The following is a 23,443-nucleotide window of genomic DNA, read 5'->3' on the forward strand; positions in this document are numbered from 1 at the left end:
TACTTACTGGCATTGCCACAGATGGAGGGAACAGCATGCGCTGGCAAACTCACACCGTTTTTAATCAACCCAAACCCCTCAGCAACAGCAATCTTTTTCTTTCAGACATTCCGTTGCGAGAAGCCGTAGTCCGTGAGGGCGCTGGCTGGGACGTCGAACTGCTGGCCAGTATCGGCCAACAGCTGGGTTCTGCAGAATCTCTGGAGCTAGGCCGGCTGGCAAACACCAATCCACCTGAGCTGCTGCGGTTTGACGCCAGCGGAGAGCGCCTGGACGACGTTCGCTTTCATCCCGCCTGGCATCTGCTGATGCAAGGCTTGTTTGCTAACCGGGTGCACAACCTGGCCTGGCAAGAGGACATGCGGCAGGGAGCCTTTGTCGCGCGCGCCGCCCGATTCATTCAGCATGCCCAGGTGGAAGCCGGAACCCTTTGCCCGATTACTATGACGTTTGGGGCAACGCCGCTGTTGCTCCAGCATTTACCCAGGGTGTTTGAAGCATGGCGTCGGCCCTTGCTGAGCGATCGCTATGACGCGCACCTGCTGCCGGGTGCCCAAAAACGTGGTTTGCTGATTGGCATGGGGATGACGGAGAAGCAGGGCGGTTCTGACGTGCTGAGTAACACCACGCGCGCCGAACCGCTGGCAGGCAGAGGGGCCGGTGAAGCTTACCGGCTGGTGGGGCACAAATGGTTTTTCTCCGTGCCGCAAAGTGATGCCCACCTTGTCCTTGCTCAGGCTAAAGGAGGACTGTCGTGCTTCTTCTTGCCGCGTTTTTTGCCGGACGGCCAGCGCAACGCCGTTCGTCTGGAACGACTCAAAGACAAGCTGGGTAACCGTTCCAACGCCAGCGGTGAAGTAGAATTCTGTGAGGCTACCGCCTGGCTTATTGGTGAGGAAGGCGAGGGCGTTCGCCATATCCTGAAGATGGGGGGATTTACCCGTTTTGACTGTGCGCTCGGCAGTCATGGCCTGATGCGACGTGCGCTGTCGGTGGCCTTGTGCCACGCCCTTCAGCGACAGGCTTTTGGCAAGACGCTTATTGAGCAGCCGATGATGCGCCAACTGCTGGGGAAAATGGCGCTGCGGCTTGAAGGTCAGACGGCCTTTCTCTTCCGCCTGGCGCGGGCGTGGGAGTCGCCGGGGGACGCTGAACAGCTGGCCTACAGCCGCTTGTTTACCCCGGCCGCGAAATTCAGCCTCTGCAAAGCGGGGATCCCTTTTGTGGCCGAAGCAATGGAAGTCCTGGGCGGCGTGGGCTACTGCGAAGAGAGCGAGCTTCCGCGGCTGTATCGTGAAATGCCTGTGAACAGCATTTGGGAAGGATCGGGCAATATTATGAGCCTTGATGTGCTGCGCGTGCTCGCCAAACAGCCTGCGGTGATGGAAATGCTGTCCAGGGAGTTTGATGAGGTTAAAGGGCAGAGCCGACATTTCGACCGCAGCTGGCGACAGCTACAGCAGCGTTTGCGCAAGCCCCTGGAGGCGCGGGGCAGAGAAATCACGCAGCAACTGGCGAATCTTGCCTGTGGGGCGCAATTGCTCAAATCAATTTCACCACCGGCAGCAGAAGCCTGGTGTCGCATGATGCTGGACGAACGGGGAGAATCGCTTCTGCCCGAGCAGGTCATCAATGATGCGCTGCTGCGGGCAACGGGAGGCGTGGCTTAATAAAATGGCAGGCCTTTATGCGTAAAGAATGGCCTGCGCTCGCCAGCTATCTGCCAGAGAGTTTTCCTGCATCTGAATAATGCGGTACCAGGAAGCACCTTGCTCGTCAGCTTTCAGCGCGATCATACGTTCGACATCCTGCGGGCTGCCGGCAATGTCATTTACCGAAATTAATCCGATTTCATTAAGGCCCGTTACGCAGTCCGCGCTGGCAAACTCGGCGGACTGCGCCAGAGTCGGAATGAGGCCAACAGATAACAGCAGTGTCGTTAAGGCAAGAGATCGTTTCATTGTCAGTTCCTTATCATTTTACCCCGAAGTTACAGGGCAATCCTTCGCTTACTCAAAGCTGACCCCGCTTCCTGAGGGCGAGGTCCATTGTGCATAAGAAACGATCAAGCGGCGAAAAGCTGTGTAAATATCAATAAATAACGGCTATCGGACCGGGCTATTTTCGATACAAAATAGCCTGCGAATACCATTGGCCCGGGATGACCGTCTCATCATTCATAATGATGAGATAATAATCGGCTTTCGCTGCTGCGGCTTTCTTCTTAATAATGGCTTCTGAGTCCATTGGAGAGCCACGTACCACGGCGGTCACTGTACCTATTTTTGTTAACTCCGCAGTCTGAGAGCGCTGTACTTCCTGCGGGTAATTCGTCGGCGACGGCGCTGGCTGCGGTGTGCCCTGAAGCACGCTGCAGGCGCTGAGTAAGGCCGCCAGAAATAGTACGGATAGCCGGGGCATGATGGTTTCTCGTTTCTTGACAATCATAGTGTAGTTCCGGGGTTGGCTCTGCAAAGGGGGAATGTTCCCGATTTGTTATCTCAGGCGCGCTTTTGGCTGACTTTCGAATGAAAATCGCTAACTAGATCTCATCGTTACAATAATCCCTAATTTGCGTTACTTTCCCTGATATTTCACCGGAGGAGAAGAGAAGATGATCGAAATTTATACTGAGCGGTTAGCCGATGTTGAAGTGCTGCACGCGGTGCCTGCCGGAATGAAACAATCCCCGCTGCCGACGGTTATCTTCTACCACGGGTTTACTTCTTCAAAGCTGGTATATAGCTATTTCGCTGTGGCGCTGGCGCAGCAGGGATTTCGCGTTGTGATGCCGGACGCTCTCGATCATGGCGCCCGCTACGGCGGCGATGCGCCCGCCCGCCTGCAGCAGTTCTGGCCGATTTTAAAAAACAGCATTGATGAATTCCCGGCTCTCTGTCAGGCATTAAGAAACACCGGCGGCGTTGCCGGCGACAGGCTTGCGGTGGGCGGGGCTTCCATGGGGGGCATGACGGCGCTGGGGATTATGGCGCGGCATCCTGAAGTGCGGTGCGTCGCCAGCCTGATGGGATCGGGCTATTTCACAACGCTCGCCCAGACGCTGTTCCCACCTCCGGTGGATGTGCGTGAAAAGGTGATTGCCGGGCTGGTGGATTACGACGTCGGTAAACAGCTTGAGCGGCTGGGCGACAGGCCGCTGTTGTTGTGGCACGGAGAGGATGATGACGTTGTGCCCGCCGTCGAAACGTTCAGGCTGCAGCAGGCGCTGGTGGCTAACAAGCTGGACCAAAACCTGACCTGTGTATGGGAAGCGGGCGTTAAACACCGCATTACGCCCGAAGCGTTAGAGGCCACGAGTCAGTTTTTTGCCCGGCACCTGTAAGCGAAAAAAAGCCCCCGCAAGCGGGGGCAAGTCAAACATGGATTTTTAGGTCGTGGTGTCTTCTCTGGTGTTTACGCGTACTCTCAAGCTACCGGTAGATATCAGCACTGACGTGCATATTGCCGTTGCTGCCCGGTTCTCTCATGATTATCGTGTGGTAGAACTTCGCGTTGTGTTGGTCAGCATCCTGTTGGATGGCCGATTCCGCTTCAGAAACGGTGGCGAAGTTATGGTTGATGTAGATAACGCCCAGGCTCTGAACATCGTCCATATTTCTGGCCTGGCGGGCGTCGATTTTTATAGCTGCGGCCGCATTTGCGCTAAAGAGCAGTACAGCGGCAAGGGCAATAACGATATTTTTCATGATGCGCTCCACTACAACAAACCTGTAATCCGTGGTCGTCGCTCCTGTTAATGGCTGTGGCGGCCTGTTATCAATAAGTGTAATTCCTGATGGCTGAATAAAAAGTGACCATTTCTGATGGTCTCTTTCAAAATATTTTGGCAATCTGCGGGTTTGTTTTGAAATTCACAGGCTTAGCTATTCCCCCTGTCACAAAGATAATTTATTTGCTTGCGGCCTTGAGTTTAGCGGCCTGGGTAAGTATGATTACGCGTCAATTTTTCAGCCGCAATTCAAACACGTTCCTTGCTTCCATGGGCCGCGGCTGACCCTGACAGGAGGCTGAATAATCCGTAAGGAGCAATTCGATGCGTCATTACGAAATCGTTTTTATGGTCCATCCTGACCAGAGCGAACAGGTTCCGGGCATGATCGAACGTTACACTGGTGCAATCACTGCAGCAGCAGGTACGATCCACCGTCTGGAAGACTGGGGCCGCCGTCAGCTGGCTTACCCGATCAACAAACTGCACAAAGCTCACTACGTTCTGCTGAACGTTGAAGCTCCGCAGGAAGCGATCGATGAGCTGGAAACTAACTTCCGCTTCAACGACGCCGTTATCCGCAGCATGGTTATGCGCGTTAAGCACGCGGTTACCGAAGCATCTCCAATGGTTAAAGCGAAAGACGAGCGCCGTGAGCGTCGCGATGATTTCGCTAACGAAACCGCTGATGATGCAGATGCTGGGGATTCTGAAGAGTAATTCTGATGATGGCCAACCGCCTGGCGTTGTCTGGCACTGTGTGCAAGACGCCCCTTCGCAAGGTCAGCCCCTCAGGAATTCCTCACTGCCAGTTCGTGCTTGAGCACCGTTCTGTGCAAGAGGAAGCCGGTCTTAACCGGCAGGCGTGGTGTCGAATGCCAGTGATTGTTAGCGGGCACGCGAACCAGGCCATTACTCACAGTATAACGGTCGGTACGCAAATCACGGTTCACGGGTTCATTACTTGTCATCAGATGAAAAATGGCCTGAACAAAGTGGTCTTGCATGCCGAGCAGATTGAATTGATAGATTCTGGAGACTAGCCATATGGCACGTTATTTCCGTCGTCGCAAGTTCTGCCGTTTCACCGCGGAAGGCGTTCAAGAGATCGACTATAAAGATATCGCTACGCTGAAAAACTACATCACCGAAAGCGGTAAGATTGTCCCAAGCCGTATCACCGGTACCCGTGCAAAATACCAGCGTCAGCTGGCTCGCGCTATCAAACGCGCTCGCTACCTGTCTCTGCTGCCGTACACTGATCGTCATCAGTAATCGGTCACGGTCCATTAATACGACTTTGAGAGGATAAGGTAATGCAAGTTATTCTGCTTGATAAAGTAGCAAACCTGGGTAGCCTGGGTGATCAGGTTAACGTTAAAGCGGGCTACGCTCGTAACTTCCTGGTACCACAGGGTAAAGCTGTTCCTGCTACCAAGAAAAACGTTGAGTTCTTCGAAGCACGCCGTGCAGAACTGGAAGCTAAACTGGCTGACGTTCTGGCTGCTGCTGCAGCTCGCGCTGAGAAAATCAACGCACTGGAAACCGTAACCATCGCGTCCAAAGCTGGCGACGAAGGTAAACTGTTCGGTTCCATCGGTACTCGCGACATCGCTGACGCTGTAACTGCAGCTGGCGTTGCTGTTGCTAAGAGCGAAGTTCGTCTGCCGAACGGCGTTCTGCGCACCACCGGTGAGCACGAAGTGGACTTCCAGGTTCACAGCGAAGTATTCGCTAAACTGACTGTAAACGTTGTAGCTGAATAAGTTTTTATTCACTGCTCGTAAAAACGCCAGCCTCGTGCTGGCGTTTTGCTTTTATGAGGCAGGACGGGTTTACTGCGCGCGAATAAAGCTGCCGTTCGGCTGGCGGGTAAACAGCACCTGCTGATCGTTACCGATATCAATGGTTAAGCCCGTCACTACGCCGTTGGCATTTTGCCTGATCTGCACCATCTGCCCGGTTTGCAGGTTGCTCAGCGGCTTACTGTCACCCTCTACCTGCGCCATGGAGTAGACGTCTGCTGGCGGCAAATTATGATCGCGGAACAGCTGGGCCATCGTCTGGCCGGCCGCTACACGGTAGGAACGCCACTGCTGCTCGATATCATTGTTATCGTGGGGGACGGGGGCCTGAGTTTGCTCTTCTACACGAGGAGGCTCAACCGGCGTCGCGGGGACATTGCTATTAGCCGAAGGCGTCAGCTCGGCCTGCATCGGAGACTGGGATTGTACGGAGAGCTGAGCATCGCGCGTGACCGGGCGACTCTCGTTATCTGCCCCCGGCAGGAGAAAGCCGAGAATCACGCACGCAAAGCCAAGGATAATGCCTCGGCGGTGCAGGGGAGGTAACGGATCCATCAAGCGGAAATGATCCGGTGCATGCCAAATCCGCGTAAGCCATGGTTTAACTGCGAATTGCATGGGCAACCCTCCTCAAAAGAATACTTTCCAGTATAGACTCGTCATAGTTCAAACCGCAGGTTGTTGCTGTAACTCGAACTATGTAGAGTGTAAACGCTAACTGTCTGATGCCTTAAGCAATCCTGGTTTCCGTGACGGTAAACCGCAGTTTTGCGCCCGTTTAAGCTATTGTTCCCGTTTCGTTTGCATTTGTCACCTTTCCTCCATTGTCATTTACCCTGCGGATTGACGCTGTTATGCTTCGGGCTTGCTTTTAAACATCATGAAAGGAAAATCCATGACAACCCCTTCTTTTGACAGCGTCGAAGCACAAGCAAGTTACGGTATTGGTTTACAGGTAGGCCAGCAGCTGAGCGAATCCGGCCTGCAAGGTTTACTGCCAGAAGCGCTGGTCGCTGGTCTCCGTGATGCGCTGGAAGGGAATGCCCCGGCCGTTCCTGTTGACGTTGTTCACCGCGCTCTGCGTGAAGTTCACGAACGTGCGGACGAAGTGCGTCGTGAGCGTCAGAAAGAGCTGGCCGTAGAAGGTCAGAAATACCTGGCTGAAAATGCAGAGAAAGAAGGCGTGAGCAGCACCGAATCTGGCCTGCAGTTCCGCGTTATCACTCAGGGCACTGGCCCAATTCCTGCGCGTAAAGATCACGTTCGCGTGCATTACACCGGCAAACTTATCGATGGGACTGTCTTCGACAGCTCCGTACAGCGTGGCGAGCCGGCAGAGTTCCCGGTAAGCGGCGTTATTGCTGGCTGGATCGAAGCGCTGACCCTGATGCCAGTAGGCTCCAAATGGGAACTGACTATTCCACACAACCTCGCTTACGGCGAGCGCGGTGCCGGTGCCTCTATCCCACCATTCAGCACCCTGGTCTTTGAAGTCGAGCTGCTGGAAATTCTGTAAAGAATCCCGAACCCCGCCAGGTGCGGGGTTTTGCATTGCCTAATAATAAACTAGCGTGATTTTATCTTGCATTAACCTGTTTTACGGGTATTTTTGTGAGCCATATCCCGCTGTGAATGCGATTTCACACTCAAATTAAACAAAAAATTAACATTACCCTTGTGCTTATTATTTATCCCGCCGATTCTTACCTCGTATCACACAAAACAACATCACGTAAAAACAGTTCACGGGCCAGTAGAGCCTGAAAAAACAGACAGGTACAGGAAAATACAAACATGGTAGATCAGGTCAAAGTCGCGGACGAAGCTCAGGCTCCGACCGAGCAGTCGCTGCGGCGTAATTTAACAAACCGTCATATTCAGCTTATTGCCATTGGGGGTGCCATCGGCACCGGCTTGTTTATGGGGTCAGGAAAAACCATCAGCCTTGCGGGGCCGTCCATCATCTTCGTCTACATGATCATCGGCTTTATGCTGTTCTTCGTGATGCGTGCGATGGGTGAGCTGCTGTTATCGAATCTGGAATATAAGTCGTTCAGCGATTTTGCCGCAGATTTGTTGGGGCCATGGGCCGGGTATTTTACCGGCTGGACGTACTGGTTCTGCTGGGTGGTGACCGGCATGGCGGACGTAGTGGCGATAACCGCCTATGCCCAGTTCTGGTTCCCCGGACTTTCCGATTGGGTCGCCTCTCTGGCCGTTGTGCTGGTGCTGCTGAGCCTGAACCTGGCAACCGTGAAAATGTTCGGTGAGATGGAGTTCTGGTTCGCGATGATCAAAATTGTCGCCATTGTCGCGCTGATCGTCATCGGCCTGGTGATGGTTTTGACCAGTTTCCATTCCCCGTCCGGCGTTGAGGCCTCCTTCAATAACCTCTGGAACGATGGCGGCTGGTTCCCGAAAGGCATCAGCGGTTTCTTTGCCGGGTTCCAGATAGCGGTCTTTGCCTTCGTGGGTATTGAGCTAGTGGGCACCACCGCCGCGGAAACCAAAGATCCTGAAAAATCACTGCCGCGGGCGATTAACTCGATCCCGGTGCGTATCATTATGTTCTACGTGTTTTCGCTGATAGTTATCATGTCGGTGACGCCGTGGAGCTCCGTTGTGCCAAACAAGAGCCCATTCGTAGAGCTTTTCGTGCTGGTTGGCCTACCGGCGGCGGCGAGTATCATCAACTTTGTGGTGCTGACTTCCGCCGCTTCCTCTGCCAACAGTGGCGTGTTCTCCACCAGCCGTATGCTGTTCGGCCTGGCGCAGGACGGTGTGGCGCCTAAAGCCTTCGCTAAGCTTTCCAAACGTGCGGTACCGGCGAAAGGGTTAACCTTCTCCTGTATCTGCCTGCTGGGCGGCGTGGTGATGCTTTATGTCAACCCGAACGTGATTGCGGCTTTTACTATGATCACGACGGTTTCCGCGATTCTGTTCATGTTCGTCTGGACCATCATTCTTTGCTCATACCTGGTGTACCGTAAACAGCGTCCTCACCTGCATGAGAAGTCGATCTATAAGATGCCTCTGGGCAAGCTGATGTGCTGGGTGTGCATGGCATTCTTCGTCTTTGTGATTGTCCTGCTGACGCTGGAAGATGATACCCGTCAGGCGCTGATAGTGACGCCGCTGTGGTTCATTGTGCTGGGTGCTGGCTGGCTGTTCGTGGGCAAAAAACGCCTGGCGAATATCGGCAAGTAAGCGGGCAGTGTATACGTGAAAAAATGCCCTCTCCCCAAAGGGAGAGGGCATTTTTGTAAGGCCAAGTGCTTATTTTTCCCCGCCCAACGCCCGTGGAAACAGGACATTATTCTCCAGGCTGATGTGGTTCATCAGATCTTCAATCAGTTCATTAATCCCGTTATACATCGCTTTCCACGTCGTGCAGGCTTCCGGCGGCGGCGTTACGTTATTGGTGGTGTGCTTGATCACTTCCAGCAGTTCGCCCGCATCATCATGCTCGCTTTCCATCACGCTAATCGGGCCACCCGCCTGAGCGCCCATGCCCTGCTTAATCATCGGGAACAGGATCTGTTCCTCTTTCATCATGTGGCTGCTCAGTTCCTGATGTAGCATGGTGAGATATTTCGCCAGCCCTTTCGGCACATTGGGCTTATCGGCATGGACGCGCTCGACTTTGGTTGCCTGCAGAATCAGCTCCGGCAGTTGCTCGCGATGGCGGTCGTGGAAGCGCACAATGATGTGATCGATGATTTCTGCCAGCGGCGCAGCACGCCAGTCTTTCTCTGCCGGTTCTGTGGCCAGGGCGGCCAACTGAGCTTCAATCTCTTCCAGATCCAGTTCCTTACGCGTTGCCGCGCGCAGCAGCGTTTGTTTTCCGCCGCAGCAAAAATCTAAATCCAGTTTACGAAACAGCGCGGAAGCGCGTGGAATAGTCAGCGCCAGTTCACCTAAAGGTTGATCGCGGTAGGCCATAGCTTGATTCCTCACAATGAAATATAAGATGTATTCTAAATGCATCTTTATGTGCGCACTATAACCCTTTCGGGGCAGCGATCATAGCGAGATGTAGATCACAAAAAATGTTTTCCACTTAACATACTGAATGATTACAAAAAATCCCCAAAAATGGTGGTTTTTGGTGGACGAAGCATAAATAACCAGGAGGCGCTGCCGATAGTTAGACGTCGGACAATATCTGCATAATAAAGGGCTATATATGTTTAAAAGAATGAAAGTTATCACCTTACTGGTTTCCGTGTTGATTGCGCTAGGGCTCATGCAACTGCTGTCAGCCACGGTTTTCATCAATGCCCTCAATAACGATAAGAACAACTTCACTGTCTCCCAGCTCTCCAGCCAGAATGTGGCCGAATTTACCGATGCCTGGATCGGCCTCAACCAGGCTCGCGTCACGCTGAACCGCGGCATGCTGCGTATTCAGGGCAGCATGGCGAATCAGATTAACGGCGGCCAGCTCCAGGAGTTAGTCGCCACGGCTAATTCGCTGCTGGCGGAAGCCCAAAGCCATTTTGAAAAGTACCGGGCGTTACCCGATACGCCTGGCTTACGGCCGCACCTGAGCGATGAACTGGAAGCGCAGTACCATAACTACGCTTCTACGCTCAGCAAAATGAACACCTTCCTGGCCCAGAGCGACCTGGAGCAAATGTTCAAGCAAAATGCGGAACAAAAGCAGGTGGCGATGCAGAAGGTTTACCGCGAATGGCGCGATGAGCAGGCCGAACTCTCCAGCCAGGGCGTTCGCGATAACCAGGCCGACTACCAGCGGATTTTGTGGACTCTTAGCATCGTCATGCTTGGCGTAATCGGCGTGATTGTGGTGAGTTGGGTAGCGATGCGTCGCGTCCTGCTGATGCCGCTGCGTGATGTGATGGATCATATTCGTGCCATTGCCGCAGGCGACCTGACCCGGCCCATTGAGGCAGAAGGCAAAAACGAAATGGCCCGGCTGGCTAACAGCGTGAAAGAAATGCAAACCGCACTGGCGAATACCGTCAGCGTGGTACGCGATGGGGCCGATACCATTTACACCGGCGCCGGTGAAATTTCTGCCGGCAGCAACGATCTCTCTTCCCGCACCGAACAGCAGGCGGCTTCGCTGGAAGAAACGGCGGCCAGCATGGAACAACTGACGGCCACGGTGAAGCAAAACGCCGACAACGCGCGCCAGGCTTCTCGTCTTGCGCTGGACGCTTCCACAACCGCGAAAAAAGGCGGCAATGTGGTGGCCGGCGTGGTGCGGACGATGGATGAAATCGCCACCAGCTCAAGCAAAATCGCCCAAATCACCAGCGTGATTGACGGTATTGCCTTCCAGACTAACATTCTGGCGCTGAACGCAGCGGTAGAAGCGGCAAGAGCGGGTGAGCAAGGCCGCGGGTTTGCGGTGGTCGCTGGGGAAGTGCGTACGCTTGCCCAGCGCAGCGCCCAGGCGGCAAAAGAGATTAAAGCTCTGATCGATGATTCCGGCGAGCGTGTCAACGCGGGCTCGGACCTGGTGAATGAGGCCGGTAAAACGATGGCGGAAATCGTCAGCGCCGTAACCCGGGTTACCGATATTATGGGTGAAATTGCATCCGCATCGGACGAGCAAAGCCGGGGTATCGATCAGGTTGGACAGGCCGTGGCGGAGATGGACCGCGTCACCCAGCAGAATGCCTCGCTGGTCGAAGAATCTGCGGCAGCAGCGGCTGCGCTTGAAGAGCAGGCCTCGCGCCTCAATGAAGCGGTAGCGGTGTTTAAAATCCACCGCCGCGCGCAGGCACTGGCAAAAGCCACGCAGGTACAAACGCCGCAGTTGAAAACAAAACCGGCAATGCCGGTTTCGGATGCAAACTGGGAAACTTTCTAAAAAAATCCCGGCTATATTAGGCCGGGATCTCATTCTCTCAGGCCGGGCTAAGCCCCGGCTTTTTTACGCTTCGGAAACCTGAACCACTGTCTCTTTTTCTGGTTTAGAGCGCACCGCCAGCACCACCCCAGTTGTCAGGCATAGCACTCCGCACAGCGTCAGCAGCGGGGGCCAGTTTTGGCGAATCATAAAGGTATAAGCCAGGCCAGCTAAGGTCTCAAAGACAATCAGCGGACCGACAATTACCGTCGGCAGGCGCTGGCAGGCAATGTTCCAGCACAGATTCCCCAGCCACGAACAGAGAATGGCAATGGCCAGCATCAGCGTGATAAACACCGCCGGGCGTGGGCCAAAGGGCAGGGTAAAGCCCGCATCCTGACTCCCCATCCAAATGCACACGCCGATATAGCCGATCAGCGAGAAAGGCAGCGTGGAAAGCCCCTGAACCGTCGCCCACATCATCGGGTTTTTGTCCGGGTTCTCCCGCAGCCAGCGGGCGTTGCGCAGGGCATACCAGGCCCAGCAGGCGACCGAAACAAACGCCAGCAGGATGCCGCTGACATAGCGCCACCAGCTAAAATCGGCCTGCTCACCGCGCAGCTCGGCGGTATTCACCATGATCAGCCCGGCGGCAATCACTACCAGCGCTGGGGCGAGGCGGCGCCACGGCAGCTTCCCATCCCTTTTGCTGTACAGCAGGTTAGCAAAAATAGGGATCACCACCGGCAGTGTGCCGATGATCATCGTCGCAATAGGCGCGCCGGTACGCTGAATGGCACTCGCCAGGCAGACGTAATAAATCAGATTCCCCACGCTCGAAAGCTTTAGGGCGGTAAACCAGTCCTGGCGGCTCAGCTCGCGCAGGCGTTTTCGCCCAAGCCAGGCGATGGGAAGGGCAATCAGCCCGAGGGCCAAATAACGCCCGGTCGACTGCAGGGCCGCCGGGTAATCCGGAACGATGATTGGCCCAACGAAAATTAATCCCCACATTAGCCCCGCCAGCAGAGCATACAGCACACCACTTAACATCTTCATTTCCTGCAACAGCACAATTTAGCCGCAGTGTAGGGGGGCAGCGCGGCAGAGTATTGTACGAGGTTGCTGTCTTGTTAGCGGGTAACCTGCTTTTGGTAACGCACGGGGGTAATGCCGTAGCGCTGGGCAAACGCACGGGTCAGGTGCGCCTGATCCGTCAGGCCACTGGCGGCGGCAACCTGGGCGGCCGGCATGCCGCTGGTGAGGAACTGTTTGGCGTGCCACAGGCGAATCGCCATCAGCATCTGGTGGGGAGTGACGTGGTAGCAGGCTTTAAACTGCCGCTGGAAATGGTAAGGGCTAAGGGAGACCAGCGCCGCTAAATCTTCAAGGGTGATGGTATGCATATAGTTGTCGTAAAGGTATTCGCGCACGAGAGCGAAGCGGTTTGCCGCCTCGTGAAGCCCAGGAAGGTGACGGGCGTAGGGGCGAAAAGCCTCGACGAGATTTAGCAGCAGCCCTTGCTGGGTGAGCGTGTCTTCGGCTTGCCAAAGGCCCGCGATAAACTGCGAAACCTGGCGGGCGCGGGCGGGGTCGTGATTGACGGCGGCGTTAAACCACCAGCTTCTTTCCCCGGTCAGCGATTCCAGCAGATTAGGATCCAGGTAAATCATGCGGTACTGCCAGCCATCTTCGCTGGCGGCTTCGCCGGTATGCAGCTCGTCCGGGTTCATCAGCACCAGCGAGTCCGTGGGGGCAACCAGCTGTTCACCCCGGTAGCGGAAGCGCTCTGCGCCCCAGGTTATGGCGCCGATGCCGAAGGCTTCGTGGGTGTGTGGCTCAAAGGCGTATTTCGCAATATGGGCATGATAAAGCTCAACGCCCGGCAGGTGCGGCAAATGCCGGAACTGGGCGCTGTCTCTCTCATCGCTAAACTGCTCGGGAACTCCCTGCACGCTTTCTCTCCACGCGGATACTCCCGTTATTATAGAGATGTCCGCGTACAGGGCTAGTTATTAACCAGTTTTTAACAATTAAAGGGCGCTTTTCACGCTGTCGCGAAGCGAGGTGGTTGGGCGACCAATCAGCTTGCTAAGCTGGTGGCTGTCGTCAAACAGTCCGCCTTTTTCCGCGCCTGCATCTGAGTTCGCCAGCAGCGCGGCGAAGCCCTCCGGCAGGCCAGCACCCTGCAGGGCAGCTTTAAAATCGGCCTCGTTCAGGTTCTGATAAACCACGGGCTTGCCGCTTTGCTGGCTTACTTCCGCCGCCAGTTCTGCGAGCGTCCAGCCGTGGTCTCCCGCCAGCTCATAAACTTTGCCCGCCTGATTATCCAGCGTCAGCACTTTAGCGGCCGCCGCCGCGTAATCAGCCCGCGTTGCTGAGGCAATTTTGCCTTCACCGGCGCTGCCGATAAACACGCCGTGCTGAATTGCAGGCGGCACGCTGGCCAGATAGTTTTCGGTATACCAGCCGTTACGCAGCAGCGTGAACGGAACACCGGAGGCCTTGAGCTGTTGCTCCGTGACAATGTGCTCTTCGGCGAGGGCCAGAGGCGATTTATCGGCATGCAGCAGGCTGGTATAGGCGATGAGTTTCACGCCCGCAAGCTTCGCCGCGGTAATAATATTGCTGTGCTGAACGGCGCGCTGGCCAACTTCGCTGGAGGAGATGAGCAGCACTTTTTCCACGCCGGAGAAAGCTTTTGCCAGCGCAGCTACATCCCCGTAATCCGCCGCACGAACCTGTACGCCACGGCTGGCAAAATCGTCAACTTTGGCCGGGTTACGCACAACGGCCACGATCTCTTCGGCTTTCACCGTTTGCAATAAATTTTCAATGACAAGGCGGCCCAGTTGGCCGGATGCGCCGGTAATCGCAATCATGATCAATCTCCTGAGTGATGTTTCGAACAAGTTGTGCCACACTAGCACCCTAACTAACTTTTAGTAAGTACGTACAAAAAGGTAAGTATTAAATGAGTGAAATCATCGAAGCGCCCATGACGCTGAGCGAACAACTGCGCAACGGCAATCTGTTCAGCGAAAAATGTCCCTCCCGGGATGTGCTGAAACATGTGACCAGCCGCTGGGGTGTCTTAATTTTAGTGGCATTACAGGATGGCACTCATCGTTTTAGCGATTTAAGGCGCAAGATGGGCGGCGTGAGCGAGAAAATGCTGGCGCAGACGCTGCAGTGGCTGGAGGCGGACGGCTTTGTGGATCGCAAATCTTACCCGGTTGTGCCGCCTCACGTGGAGTACACGCTGACGCCGATGGGCCATGAAATTGCCGATAAAGTGGCCTCGCTAGCCGACTGGATAGAAGAGAATTTGCCGCAGGTGATGGCGTCCCGAGAGAAACGGGACGCCTGAGAGAGTTACTTGCTTAAATCAAGCTGATAGATAGCAAAACCAATGTCGTCGTTAGCGACTTTTTTCATTGGGTATTGGCCTTTTTCTTTGATAAAGGCGGCGGCTTTGTCGCCAGGGGAGGTTTCAAAGCGGATATCCAGCGGCTGCTGGCTGGCGATGGGGGCCAGACGCCAGTTGTTGTCTGCCGCTGGGTGAATTTCGCCCTGGGCGCCTATCCAGTTGGCCAGTACCGCGCGGTTCTCATCTGGTGAAGCAAAAGCGATGTGGCTGTCGCCGGTTCCGGCAAACTTGCCGCCGTAAGCGCGATAGTTATTGGTCGCGACCAGGAAGATGGCGTTCGGGTCGATAGGTTTGCCCTTGAAGGTGAGATCTTTGATGCGCTCTGCCTTCGGGTTCACCATCTGGCATTCGCCGTCGTAGCGGGCCGGCTGGCTGACGTCGATCTGATAATTTACGCCGTCGATCACATCGAAGTTATAGGTACGGAAGCCGTCCCAGTTGATTAATTCCTGAGGCTTGGTGCTGTTTACGTCGATCTGGTTGAACTGCCCGGCGGAACATTCCAGCCACTCTTTGACCTCTTTACCGGTCGCTTTCACGACCACCAGGGTGTTCGGGTAAAGGTAGAGATCGGCGGCGTTGCGGAAGGTCAGTTGGCCTTTTTCGACCTCAACGAAGCTGGCCGGATCGTTTTTACGTCCGCCCACTTTGAACGGGGCGGCGGCGGAGAGCACCGGCAGATTCGCAAGGTCCGGGTCGCCCTGGATGTATTTCTCAACGTAGGCTTTCTGCGCATTATTCACTACCTGAACGGTTGGGTCGTCCTGCACCAGCGCCAGATAGCTGTACATGTTATCCGCCGATTTACCGATTGGCTTGCTGACAAATTCGCGGGTTGCGGTGTGATCGTGCTCCAGCACTTTCTTCAGGTTCTGGTCTTCTGCCGCCAGGGATTTTTTGGCTACGCTGTCATAAATTGGCCGTGCTTCTGCCTTGCTGCTGGTGACTTTCCAGCTGCCGGAGTCGTTGCTCAGCACCAGATCTACCACGCCAAGGTGGTCGCCCCACATGCCCGGCATCACGGCAGGCACGCCGTTCAGGGTGCCTTTTTCGATATCGGCCCCTTTAATGTTGGCAAAATCTTTCCCAGGGAATACGGCGTGGGCATGGCCGAACATAATGGCGTCCACGCCTGGCACCTGGCTGAGGTAATAAACGGAGTTTTCGGCCATCGCCTGATAAGGCTCGCTGGAAAGCCCCGAGTGGGCAATCACTACCACCACATCCGCACCCTGTTGGCGCATTTCCGGCACGTATTTCCGCGCAGTTTCGGTGATGTCGTTCACCGTCACTTTGCCGCTCAGGTTGGCCTTATCCCAGGTCATGATTTGCGGCGGTACAAAGCCGATGTAGCCGATGCGTAGCGTCTGGGTTTTGCCGTCTTTGTCTTTGACTTCGGTTTCTTTAATCAGGTACGGCGTGAACATCGGTTTTTGGGTTTTTACATCGATGATATTGGCGTTCACGTACGGGAACCTGGCACCTGCCAGGGCTTTATGCAGGAAGTCGAGGCCATAGTTGAATTCGTGGTTGCCCAGGTTGCCAACGGTATAGTCGAGCGTATTCAGCGCCTTATAGACAGGATGGATTTCCCCGGCTTTCAGCCCCCTGGCGGCGGCATAATCGCCCAACGGGCTGCCCTGGATAATATCGCCGTTATCCACCAGCACGCTGTTGGTGACTTCACCGCGCGCGGCATTGATCAAACTTGCGGTGCGTACCAGACCGAACTTCTCAGTAGGCGTATCTTTGTAGTAATCGAAGTCCATCATGTTGCTGTGCAGATCGGTCGTTTCCATGATCCGCAGGTCAACGGTGGCCGCATTGACGCTGGCGGCTATCAGCGTCGCCAGAAGCGTTGCGCTAAACTTAATCATGTTTAAATGTCCTTTTTAGAGGTACGCCACAAAGGGCAATGTATATACAGACTGTTGCTTACAATTTTGTGAAGTCTGCCAGAAATTGAGTCCGGTAAACCAGAAATGCTTCACAGATAGCGCATCGTGGTGCAATGAGATATAAGTAAAACAATAAGTTATTCGCTCGATGTAGCGCTGAGACACAACACGAGGTGGAGAATGTTAGAACAAATTTGCCAGCTGGCCCGCGAGGCCGGGGCCGCTATCATGCAGGTCTATGAGGGAGAGAAGCCGCTTGAAGCGACGCATAAGATTGATGACTCTCCGGTGACGGCGGCGGATCTCGCCGCCCACGACATTATTTTGAAAGGGCTGAAGACGTTGACGCCGGATATCCCCGTCTTGTCAGAGGAAGATCCCCAGTCGTGGGATACCCGTCAAAGCTGGCAGCGCTACTGGCTGGTCGATCCGCTGGACGGCACAAAAGAGTTCCTGAAGCGTAACGGCGAGTTCACGGTGAATATCGCGCTCATTGAAGGTGGGAAAGCGGTGATGGGCGTTGTCTACGCGCCGGTGCTGAAGATTATGTACAGCGCCGCAGATGGGAAGGCCTGGAAGGAAGAGTGCGGGGTGCGAAATCAGATTCATGTCCGTGATGCCCGCCCACCGCGCGTGGTGGTTAGCCGGTCCCATGCCGCCAACGATAGCGAGCTGAAAGAGTATCTCCAGCAGATGGGCGAGCACCAGACCACGGCCATTGGCTCATCGCTGAAGTTCTGTCTGGTGGCCGACGGCCAGGCCCAGCTCTATCCACGCTTTGGGCCAACCAACATTTGGGACACTGCGGCAGGACACGCCGTGGCGGTCGCTGCCGGAGCGCACGTTCATGACTGGCAGGGTAAGCCGCTGGACTATACCCCGCGCGAGTCGTTCCTGAATCCCGGTTTCCGCGTTTCTATTTACTGAGTAACCCCTGCAGCAGGCTAATCACCTGCTGCACTTCCTGTTGGGTTAACGGGCCATCTTTGGCGAACTGAATCCTGCCTTCTTTATCCAGCACCACAATAGCTGAGCCGCCCTGCTGCAAGTGCCAGGCTTTCGCCGCTACGCCGTTGCTGTCGACGATAAACTGCGACCACGGAAACTCTTTCTTATTACTTTCGATGCTGCTGCGCACGAACATGCTGGTGCCCACAATCGCGTCGTCGGTGTTCACAATGGTGGTGGTCTGGTACTTGTCGTGCGGGAATTTTGCCGCTTTGATGGCTTCGACCATGGCCGCATTTTCTTCTTTGGCACTCGAGCGGCCGGCAATATGCTGCAGGACTCTCACTTTCCCAGGGAGCTGCGCGCTATTCCAGTTTTTATAACTAAACTTATTGTTATCCAGCACCAGCTCGCCCTTGTCGGTTATGCCAATAGGGGAAACTCGCTGGTTATTTTCAAAGTTATGGGCTGAGGCCATGAGCGGCAGCAGCAGCAAAGACAGCGCCAGCGTTTTGCGCAGGGTCATCGGTGACTCCTTATTGTTGTTAGCAGGTGATCCGACCACTTGGGTCGATGTTTTAAGCATATGTGCTGAATAAGCATCTGTCCCGCAAGCAAAGTGCCAGTTTGCGGGCTGACGCACATAACCCTGAAATTTGAAGGCTTACGCTGCCGTTTTTTACAATTAAAAATATTGTTCTGCAACTTTGTAATCTTTTAGTAAAAAAACTTCTACACACTAGGTGACCTTCGATATCTGGACTATAGTTTTCGAGCACCAAACTTTTTCGCCTCATTTTGTCGGGCCAAATGTAGCTCGCAGAGGCGTTAACATGCAGGAGTAAAGAACAATGAAAATTTTCCAACGTTACAACCCCCTTCAGGTGGCGAAGTACGTGAAGATCCTGTTCCGTGGACGGTTGTATATCAAGGACGTTGGCGCTTTCGAATTTGATAAGGGCAAAATCCTTGTCCCGAAAGTTAAGGATAAGCAGCACTACTCGGTGATGTCCGAGGTTAACCGCCAGGTAATGCGCTTACAGGCGGATATGGGTTAGGCCCAAAAGTTGTAAAAAAAACGGCCCCGAAGGGGCCGTTAGTGTTTCTGCAGCTAGCTTACTGCTCCTGAGGCTCTTCGCCATCAGGCAGCTTTGGCGACAGCGCGACAGGCTTATTGTCGATACGCGTCACCAGCAGCTGGTCGATGCGGTAGTTATCAATATCCACCACCTCGAACTTATAGCCGGAGAACTTCACCGAGTCGGTGCGTTTCGGGATTTTACGCAGCATAAACATCATGAACCCGCCGATGGTTTCATAGTTACCGGACTGCGGGAACTCGTCGATATCCAGCACGCGCATGACGTCATCAATCGGCGTGCCGCCTTCCACCAGCCATGAGTTTTCATCACGGGCCACGATTTGTTCTTCCATGCCCTGGCCGACCAGGTCACCCATCAGCGTCGTCATCACGTCATTCAGGGTAATGATGCCCACCACCAGCGCGTATTCATTCATGATGACCGCGAAGTCTTCCCCGGCGGTTTTAAAGCTTTCCAGTGCTTCGGAGAGCGTCAATGTGTCCGGTACAATCAGGGCGTTACGCAGATGCACGCCGCTGTTCAGCGCCATGCTCTGGTTGCCCAGCACGCGGTTCAGCAGCTCTTTGGAATCAACGTAGCCAACGACGTGATCGATATCGCCGTTACAGACCAGGAACTTGGAGTGCGGATGTTCGGCGATGGTGGACTTCAGGCTTTGTTCGTCGGCATGCAGGTCGAACCAAATCACGTTTTCGCGGGAGGTCATGGAAGACGGTACGGTACGGGATTCTAGCTCAAAGACGTTTTCAATCAGTTCGTGTTCCTGCTTACGCAGCACGCCCGCCAGCGCACCGGCTTCAAATACCGCGTAAACGTCGTCAGAAGTAATGTCGTCCTTACGCACCATCGGCAGCTTGAAGATGCGGAAAATAACGTTAGCCAGGCCGTTGAAGAACCACACCAAAGGTCTGAAAACAAACAGACAGAAGCGCATCGGGTTGATAATACGCAGAGCGACCGTTTCAGGCGCAATCATACCGATGCGTTTCGGCGTAAGGTCAGCAAACAGAATGAACAAGCTGGTCACGAGGGTGAACGACAAAATAAAGCTGAGCTGATCGGCCAGCTCCGGCGACAGGAAGCGCTCCAGCATCGTTTTAAACGCTGGAGAGAAGGCCGCATCCCCGACGATACCGCCGAGAATTGCCACGGCGTTCAGGCCTATTTGCACCACGGTAAAGAAGGTGCCCGGCGTTTCTTGCATCTTCAGCACGCGCTGCGCGTTTACGTTGCCTTCATCGGCCAACAGCTTAAGTTTGATTTTACGAGAGGCGGCAAGCGAGATCTCAGAGATTGAGAAAAAGGCACTAATAGCAATAAGGATAAGTATTATCAAAATACTGTTTAACATAATTTATCTGGCTGTTGTGGCCAGGTCCTCGGAAGGGAAAAGTGGATAAATCTAAGGGGTCAAACACAAGAAATGCTGGCCGCTTTTGTGAACGAGCCAGCAAATTCAAGGAGTAGTATAGCGTAAGGATGGGATGTGCTACCAGAGGTTGTAATTTAACCGGCGGTAAGCCGCCTTTTAACTGATCTGTTTTTTGATTAATGCACTTAACGTTTGGCGTGCTGTATAAGCTGTCTTGCATCTTTTTATCCCCGGAACTTTTCTTCTCTTTTGGCCACTCACCTGACCGGTTAGCCCACTATCAGGAGAGCGTTCACATGGTCAATTCCGTTACTTCCGCGCACAGGCATGCGGCGGAACTTCCTCCATTACCGGAACACAGCGGTCAGCGGCCTGCGTCGATTGCTTCCCGCTCATCTGTGGCCACTTCTGCCGCCGTAAGCGCGCATGAAAGCCTGCATTTTGTGGGAGACAGCGTTTATGGCTCGGCCAATGAAGCCGCTATTCATCATCAGCTTGGGGCGTTATTCGGCAAGCACATTAACGGCGATAACCATGCTGAAATGCATGACCTGATTGAGTCGAGAACCCGGGAATTACATAAAATGGGGGAAACGCCGGCCTCCGTTGAGGCGGTGCTGACGAAAGGGCACCAGCTGGACAGGCTGGGACAAATCGCACGAGGGGCGGTAAGAGCGATTCCGTTTGCTGCCGCTTCGGTCGCCTACGATAAAGTCCCGCTGTTGAGCGCCTTTGCCCACACAGCGGCGGAAATTGGCCTCCATGCTGGCCTGCAGTCCAGCATCGCCGACACGATAGGCACCACGCTGCTTAACCGCGCCACGGCAACTAATCAGTGGCTGTCCGCCAAAGACAGCGACCTGCATCCGGCCATGCGCGAAGCGGTAAAAGAGGTAAAAGCGAGCTTGCTGACGACGGTGGCAGAAACCGGGTTAGCCATCCAGACCTATTCGGCCCGCAATCTTGCGCGCCTGGCGACGGCGGCAACATTGACGCATTTTGCCGGGGCGAAAGTGGCCGGTGAAGCCGATACGTGGCTGTCTGCGGCGGGTGGGCTGGTGGCGGGCGGCGCGATGAGCGCCATTTTGCATGCGGTGGATGAAAGCAAAGGCCGAACCGGGCCGGAGTTTTTACTGGGGCGCCATGACTGGCAGTCGCGGTTCACGGAGTTAAAAAATACGCATGTGGTGGGCGATACGCTAAAAAATGCGGCTCAGCGCGTGGCAAAACTGCCCCTGGATATTGCAACGGACAGCCTGAAAGCGACGGCCAGCGTTCTCTCTGCGCCGAGCCTGGGAAAAACGGCGATGCTGGCCGGTGGTTTTGCCGGTGTGATAAGCCTGCGCAGCGCCATTAGCGGCGCTGTGGCGAGCGCCTTTCCAAGAGTGAATGCCGCTTCGCTAAGCGCCATCAGCCATGCGACCAACGTGGTGGCTTCTGCCCCGGTGTTTTTCGCCGTTCCTGCGGCAGAAATTCTCGCTGACTCGGTGGCGGATAAAATGACGCAAACGCTGCAGGAAAGCGTTCCGGCGGCCGTGAACTCCGCGGCAGGCTGGATAGGGCATCAGCTCCAGGCGGCCTTAAATCGTCGGCCGGTAACCACCCTTAATGCCGCTGAGCAGCAGGTGTAAAGGAACCGATAGGGGAGTTACGGCCACATACTGGCAGTTTATGTCGGAGCCTGATTATGCATATTAATTCTACGGCGGCGCGGCCTTCGGGCATGCCGTCTCTTACCAGCACACCTTCAACGGCGTCGGTTCAGGTCGCTTCCTCTGGCCTGCACGCCAGTGATTTACACGGCGATCTCAAAAATTGGGCCGCGGCGGCTCCTTCGGCGGAAGAAAGCAAGGCCAGGGCGGCTGCCAGCAGTGAAATAATGAATAACTTTCAGTGCCGGGGGGAAACATTAGATCTGAGCGAACGAGGCCTGACGGCGCTGCCCGAATCGCTGGGCGCGCTGACGCATCTCAAACATTTGAATGTGTCCGGCAACCCGCTGCAGACCTTTCCGGCCAAAGCGCTTTTACAGCTGGGTTCCCTGCAAACGCTGCAGCTGGCGATGAATCAGCAAAACCAGGGCGTGCCGTTCCGTCGTTCACACGAGCGTTTTGCGGATGAGGGATACAAACTGCAGTTTTTTGCCCAGGGCAATAACCGTGCGCAGGTGATTCACCAGCCGCCTCGCCAGAAAACCGCATTGTTCACAACCGATCTGGCACCTTGCCTGGCGGCGATGATTGTCCAGGATGGGAAAAGCCTGGCGCTGCATATGGATAACCCGCAGCGCAGCGGCTCAGGGGGAATTCCTCTGGAGGATATGCTGTCCCGGCATTTGCATCCGTCAGCGCATAAAACCGAGGTGTTCCTGGTGGGGGCTAACGATCAGGGGGCGGCGGGTAACGTGCGGGCGATGCTGGCGGCGCTGAACAAGCATGGCGTGGCAAATAACATCTGCATGGCAAGTCTCGGGAATGGTCATACTTCCGCGACGCTGGATGTGAATAATCAGAGAGCCTGGGTTGGCTTTGGCTAACGGTGCCAAAGAAAAAGCCAGTCGGTTGACTGGCTTTTAGGGAGCGCTTACTGGGGCGGGAGGCAAACGCCGATGCCGCCAATGCCGCAGTAGCCGTGCGGGTTCTTGAACAGGTATTGCTGGTGGTCGTCTTCCGCGTAGTAGAATGGACCTGCGTTGGCGATTTCAGTGGTGACCTGACGTTTATCACCGGCGGCATCCATTGCGGCCTGGAAACGCTCCAGGCTGGCGCGGGCGGCTTTGTCCTGTTCCGGCGTTAGCGGGTAAATTGCCGAGCGGTATTGGGTGCCGACGTCCCCGCCCTGGCGCATCCCCTGAGCCGGATCGTGATTTTCCCAAAACACCTGTAAAAGCTGCTCGTAGCTAACGACTTTCGGATCATAAACGACGCGCACGGCTTCCGCATGGCCGGTCTGGCCGCTGCAAACTTCACGGTAGGTTGGGTTTGGCGTGTAGCCGCCGCTGTAGCCAGCGGCCGTGCTGTAAACGCCAGGGATCTCCCAATACAGGCGCTCGACGCCCCAAAAACATCCCATCGCAAACAGCGCGATTTCCATCCCATCTGGTACATTTGTCATTGAGTGTTCGTTAACCGCGTGAAGCGTGGCGACGGGCATCGGCGTGTTGCGGCCGGGCAGGGCATCGGCCTGCGTCACAGTGTGAGTTTTGTCGAAGAATGACATGGTGTTGGATCTCCCGAAAATCGGCAAAAAAGCGAGCGGTTGTCATCAGACCTGCAATTGCAGACAATACATCCGAGTTACAGACTACATTACATATAAGAAAGATTTAGGCTAGTGAGT

25 protein-coding genes and 1 pseudogene are annotated in these 23,443 nt (G+C 54.9%); 14 read left to right on the top strand and 12 right to left on the bottom strand.

Annotated features, from left to right (window positions below; translation table 11 throughout):
* Positions 1 to 35: 35 nt before the first annotated feature.
* A complete protein-coding gene (locus VW41_02135; protein ID AJZ87931.1) occupies positions 36 to 1,670 on the top strand; it encodes an isovaleryl-CoA dehydrogenase in 1,635 nt (544 codons plus the stop codon).
* A 15-nt stretch (positions 1,671 to 1,685) separates the two neighbouring features.
* Here VW41_02135 and VW41_02140 read toward each other — a convergent pair whose 3' ends face one another.
* Positions 1,686 to 1,961, bottom strand: a complete 276-nt coding sequence (locus VW41_02140) for a membrane protein (protein AJZ87932.1) — start codon at positions 1,959 to 1,961, stop codon at positions 1,686 to 1,688.
* Positions 1,962 to 2,118: 157 nt separating this feature from the next.
* On the bottom strand, positions 2,119 to 2,448 hold the full coding sequence (locus VW41_02145) for a biofilm stress and motility protein A (protein AJZ87933.1): 330 nt from the start codon (positions 2,446 to 2,448) through the stop codon (positions 2,119 to 2,121).
* Positions 2,449 to 2,614: 166 nt separating this feature from the next.
* Between VW41_02145 and VW41_02150 the strand changes: the two genes are divergently transcribed.
* The gene (locus tag VW41_02150; protein AJZ87934.1) at positions 2,615 to 3,343 is read left to right on the top strand and encodes an esterase; all 729 of its coding nucleotides are present in this window, start codon (positions 2,615 to 2,617) and stop codon (positions 3,341 to 3,343) included.
* Positions 3,344 to 3,431: 88 nt separating this feature from the next.
* Here the strand turns inward: VW41_02150 and VW41_02155 are convergent, their stop codons facing one another.
* A complete protein-coding gene (locus VW41_02155) occupies positions 3,432 to 3,707 on the bottom strand; it encodes a membrane protein (GenBank protein ID AJZ87935.1) in 276 nt (91 codons plus the stop codon).
* A 347-nt stretch (positions 3,708 to 4,054) separates the two neighbouring features.
* Between VW41_02155 and rpsF the strand changes: the two genes are divergently transcribed.
* Genes rpsF through rplI form a run of 4 tightly spaced genes read left to right on the top strand, consistent with a single transcriptional unit; the run spans position 4,055 to position 5,496 of the window.
* Positions 4,055 to 4,450, top strand: a complete 396-nt coding sequence (gene rpsF / locus VW41_02160) for a 30S ribosomal protein S6 (protein ID AJZ87936.1) — start codon at positions 4,055 to 4,057, stop codon at positions 4,448 to 4,450.
* A gap of 8 nt (positions 4,451 to 4,458) precedes the next feature.
* Positions 4,459 to 4,773 (top strand): primosomal replication protein N, encoded by a 315-nt coding sequence (locus tag VW41_02165; protein ID AJZ91821.1) that lies wholly within the window; start codon positions 4,459 to 4,461, stop codon positions 4,771 to 4,773.
* A 4-nt stretch (positions 4,774 to 4,777) separates the two neighbouring features.
* Entirely contained in the window at positions 4,778 to 5,005 is a 228-nt protein-coding gene (gene rpsR / locus VW41_02170; protein AJZ87937.1) for a 30S ribosomal protein S18, read from the top strand.
* A 41-nt stretch (positions 5,006 to 5,046) separates the two neighbouring features.
* Positions 5,047 to 5,496, top strand: a complete 450-nt coding sequence (gene rplI / locus VW41_02175; protein AJZ87938.1) for a 50S ribosomal protein L9 — start codon at positions 5,047 to 5,049, stop codon at positions 5,494 to 5,496.
* Between the two features lie 69 nt (positions 5,497 to 5,565).
* Here the strand turns inward: rplI and VW41_02180 are convergent, their stop codons facing one another.
* Complete coding sequence (locus VW41_02180; GenBank protein AJZ87939.1) at positions 5,566 to 6,159, bottom strand: hypothetical protein; 594 nt, start codon at positions 6,157 to 6,159, stop codon at positions 5,566 to 5,568.
* A gap of 271 nt (positions 6,160 to 6,430) precedes the next feature.
* On the opposite strand from VW41_02180, the gene VW41_02185 reads away from it, so the two are divergent.
* Together VW41_02185 and VW41_02190 are read left to right on the top strand one after the other, a co-directional pair.
* Complete coding sequence (locus tag VW41_02185) at positions 6,431 to 7,051, top strand: peptidylprolyl isomerase (protein AJZ87940.1); 621 nt, start codon at positions 6,431 to 6,433, stop codon at positions 7,049 to 7,051.
* A 278-nt stretch (positions 7,052 to 7,329) separates the two neighbouring features.
* Positions 7,330 to 8,742 (top strand): amino acid permease, encoded by a 1,413-nt coding sequence (locus VW41_02190; GenBank protein ID AJZ87941.1) that lies wholly within the window; start codon positions 7,330 to 7,332, stop codon positions 8,740 to 8,742.
* A 69-nt stretch (positions 8,743 to 8,811) separates the two neighbouring features.
* Here VW41_02190 and VW41_02195 read toward each other — a convergent pair whose 3' ends face one another.
* Positions 8,812 to 9,477 carry an iron-sulfur cluster repair di-iron protein gene (locus VW41_02195; GenBank protein AJZ87942.1) on the bottom strand — a complete coding sequence of 222 codons (666 nt, stop codon included), beginning with the start codon at positions 9,475 to 9,477 and terminating at the stop codon, positions 8,812 to 8,814.
* Positions 9,478 to 9,721: 244 nt separating this feature from the next.
* On the opposite strand from VW41_02195, the gene VW41_02200 reads away from it, so the two are divergent.
* Positions 9,722 to 11,377, top strand: a complete 1,656-nt coding sequence (locus VW41_02200; protein ID AJZ87943.1) for a chemotaxis protein — start codon at positions 9,722 to 9,724, stop codon at positions 11,375 to 11,377.
* A 63-nt stretch (positions 11,378 to 11,440) separates the two neighbouring features.
* Here VW41_02200 and VW41_02205 read toward each other — a convergent pair whose 3' ends face one another.
* The 3 genes from VW41_02205 to VW41_02215 form a co-directional block, all read right to left on the bottom strand.
* Positions 11,441 to 12,406, bottom strand: coding sequence for a membrane protein (locus tag VW41_02205; GenBank protein AJZ87944.1), 966 nt, complete (start codon positions 12,404 to 12,406; stop codon positions 11,441 to 11,443).
* Between the two features lie 80 nt (positions 12,407 to 12,486).
* Complete coding sequence (locus VW41_02210; GenBank protein ID AJZ87945.1) at positions 12,487 to 13,308, bottom strand: AraC family transcriptional regulator; 822 nt, start codon at positions 13,306 to 13,308, stop codon at positions 12,487 to 12,489.
* 78 nt (positions 13,309 to 13,386) lie between these two features.
* A complete protein-coding gene (locus VW41_02215) occupies positions 13,387 to 14,235 on the bottom strand; it encodes a quinone oxidoreductase (GenBank protein AJZ87946.1) in 849 nt (282 codons plus the stop codon).
* 92 nt (positions 14,236 to 14,327) lie between these two features.
* On the opposite strand from VW41_02215, the gene VW41_02220 reads away from it, so the two are divergent.
* Positions 14,328 to 14,723 carry an HxlR family transcriptional regulator gene (locus VW41_02220; protein AJZ87947.1) on the top strand — a complete coding sequence of 132 codons (396 nt, stop codon included), beginning with the start codon at positions 14,328 to 14,330 and terminating at the stop codon, positions 14,721 to 14,723.
* A 5-nt stretch (positions 14,724 to 14,728) separates the two neighbouring features.
* On the opposite strand, the gene cpdB is transcribed toward VW41_02220, so the two are convergent.
* The gene (gene cpdB, locus VW41_02225) at positions 14,729 to 16,660 is read right to left on the bottom strand and encodes a 2', 3'-cyclic nucleotide 2'-phosphodiesterase (protein ID AJZ87948.1); all 1,932 of its coding nucleotides are present in this window, start codon (positions 16,658 to 16,660) and stop codon (positions 14,729 to 14,731) included.
* Between the two features lie 201 nt (positions 16,661 to 16,861).
* Here cpdB and VW41_02230 point away from each other — a divergent pair, with 201 nt between their 5' ends.
* Positions 16,862 to 17,608, top strand: coding sequence for an adenosine-3'(2'),5'-bisphosphate nucleotidase (locus VW41_02230; GenBank protein AJZ87949.1), 747 nt, complete (start codon positions 16,862 to 16,864; stop codon positions 17,606 to 17,608).
* Here the strand turns inward: VW41_02230 and VW41_02235 are convergent.
* Positions 17,598 to 18,155 (bottom strand): hypothetical protein, encoded by a 558-nt coding sequence (locus tag VW41_02235; protein AJZ87950.1) that lies wholly within the window; start codon positions 18,153 to 18,155, stop codon positions 17,598 to 17,600. The genes VW41_02230 and VW41_02235 overlap by 11 nt on opposite strands.
* A 325-nt stretch (positions 18,156 to 18,480) precedes the next feature.
* Here VW41_02235 and VW41_02240 point away from each other — a divergent pair, with 325 nt between their 5' ends.
* Positions 18,481 to 18,687 (top strand): hypothetical protein, encoded by a 207-nt coding sequence (locus tag VW41_02240; protein ID AJZ87951.1) that lies wholly within the window; start codon positions 18,481 to 18,483, stop codon positions 18,685 to 18,687.
* Between the two features lie 58 nt (positions 18,688 to 18,745).
* Here VW41_02240 and VW41_02245 read toward each other — a convergent pair whose 3' ends face one another.
* Positions 18,746 to 20,083, bottom strand: coding sequence for a membrane protein (locus tag VW41_02245; GenBank protein ID AJZ87952.1), 1,338 nt, complete (start codon positions 20,081 to 20,083; stop codon positions 18,746 to 18,748).
* A gap of 500 nt (positions 20,084 to 20,583) precedes the next feature.
* Between VW41_02245 and VW41_02250 the strand changes: the two are divergent.
* Both VW41_02250 and VW41_02255 read left to right on the top strand, forming a co-directional pair.
* Positions 20,584 to 21,387, top strand: a pseudogene (locus tag VW41_02250) (hypothetical protein).
* A gap of 404 nt (positions 21,388 to 21,791) precedes the next feature.
* Positions 21,792 to 22,640, top strand: a complete 849-nt coding sequence (locus VW41_02255) for a hypothetical protein (protein ID AJZ87953.1) — start codon at positions 21,792 to 21,794, stop codon at positions 22,638 to 22,640.
* A 47-nt stretch (positions 22,641 to 22,687) separates the two neighbouring features.
* On the opposite strand, the gene VW41_02260 is transcribed toward VW41_02255, so the two are convergent.
* The gene (locus VW41_02260; protein ID AJZ87954.1) at positions 22,688 to 23,323 is read right to left on the bottom strand and encodes a methionine sulfoxide reductase A; all 636 of its coding nucleotides are present in this window, start codon (positions 23,321 to 23,323) and stop codon (positions 22,688 to 22,690) included.
* Positions 23,324 to 23,443 lie beyond the last annotated feature (120 nt).

Source organism: Klebsiella michiganensis (assembly GCA_000963575.1).
Lineage (GTDB): Bacteria > Pseudomonadota > Gammaproteobacteria > Enterobacterales > Enterobacteriaceae > Cedecea > Cedecea michiganensis_A.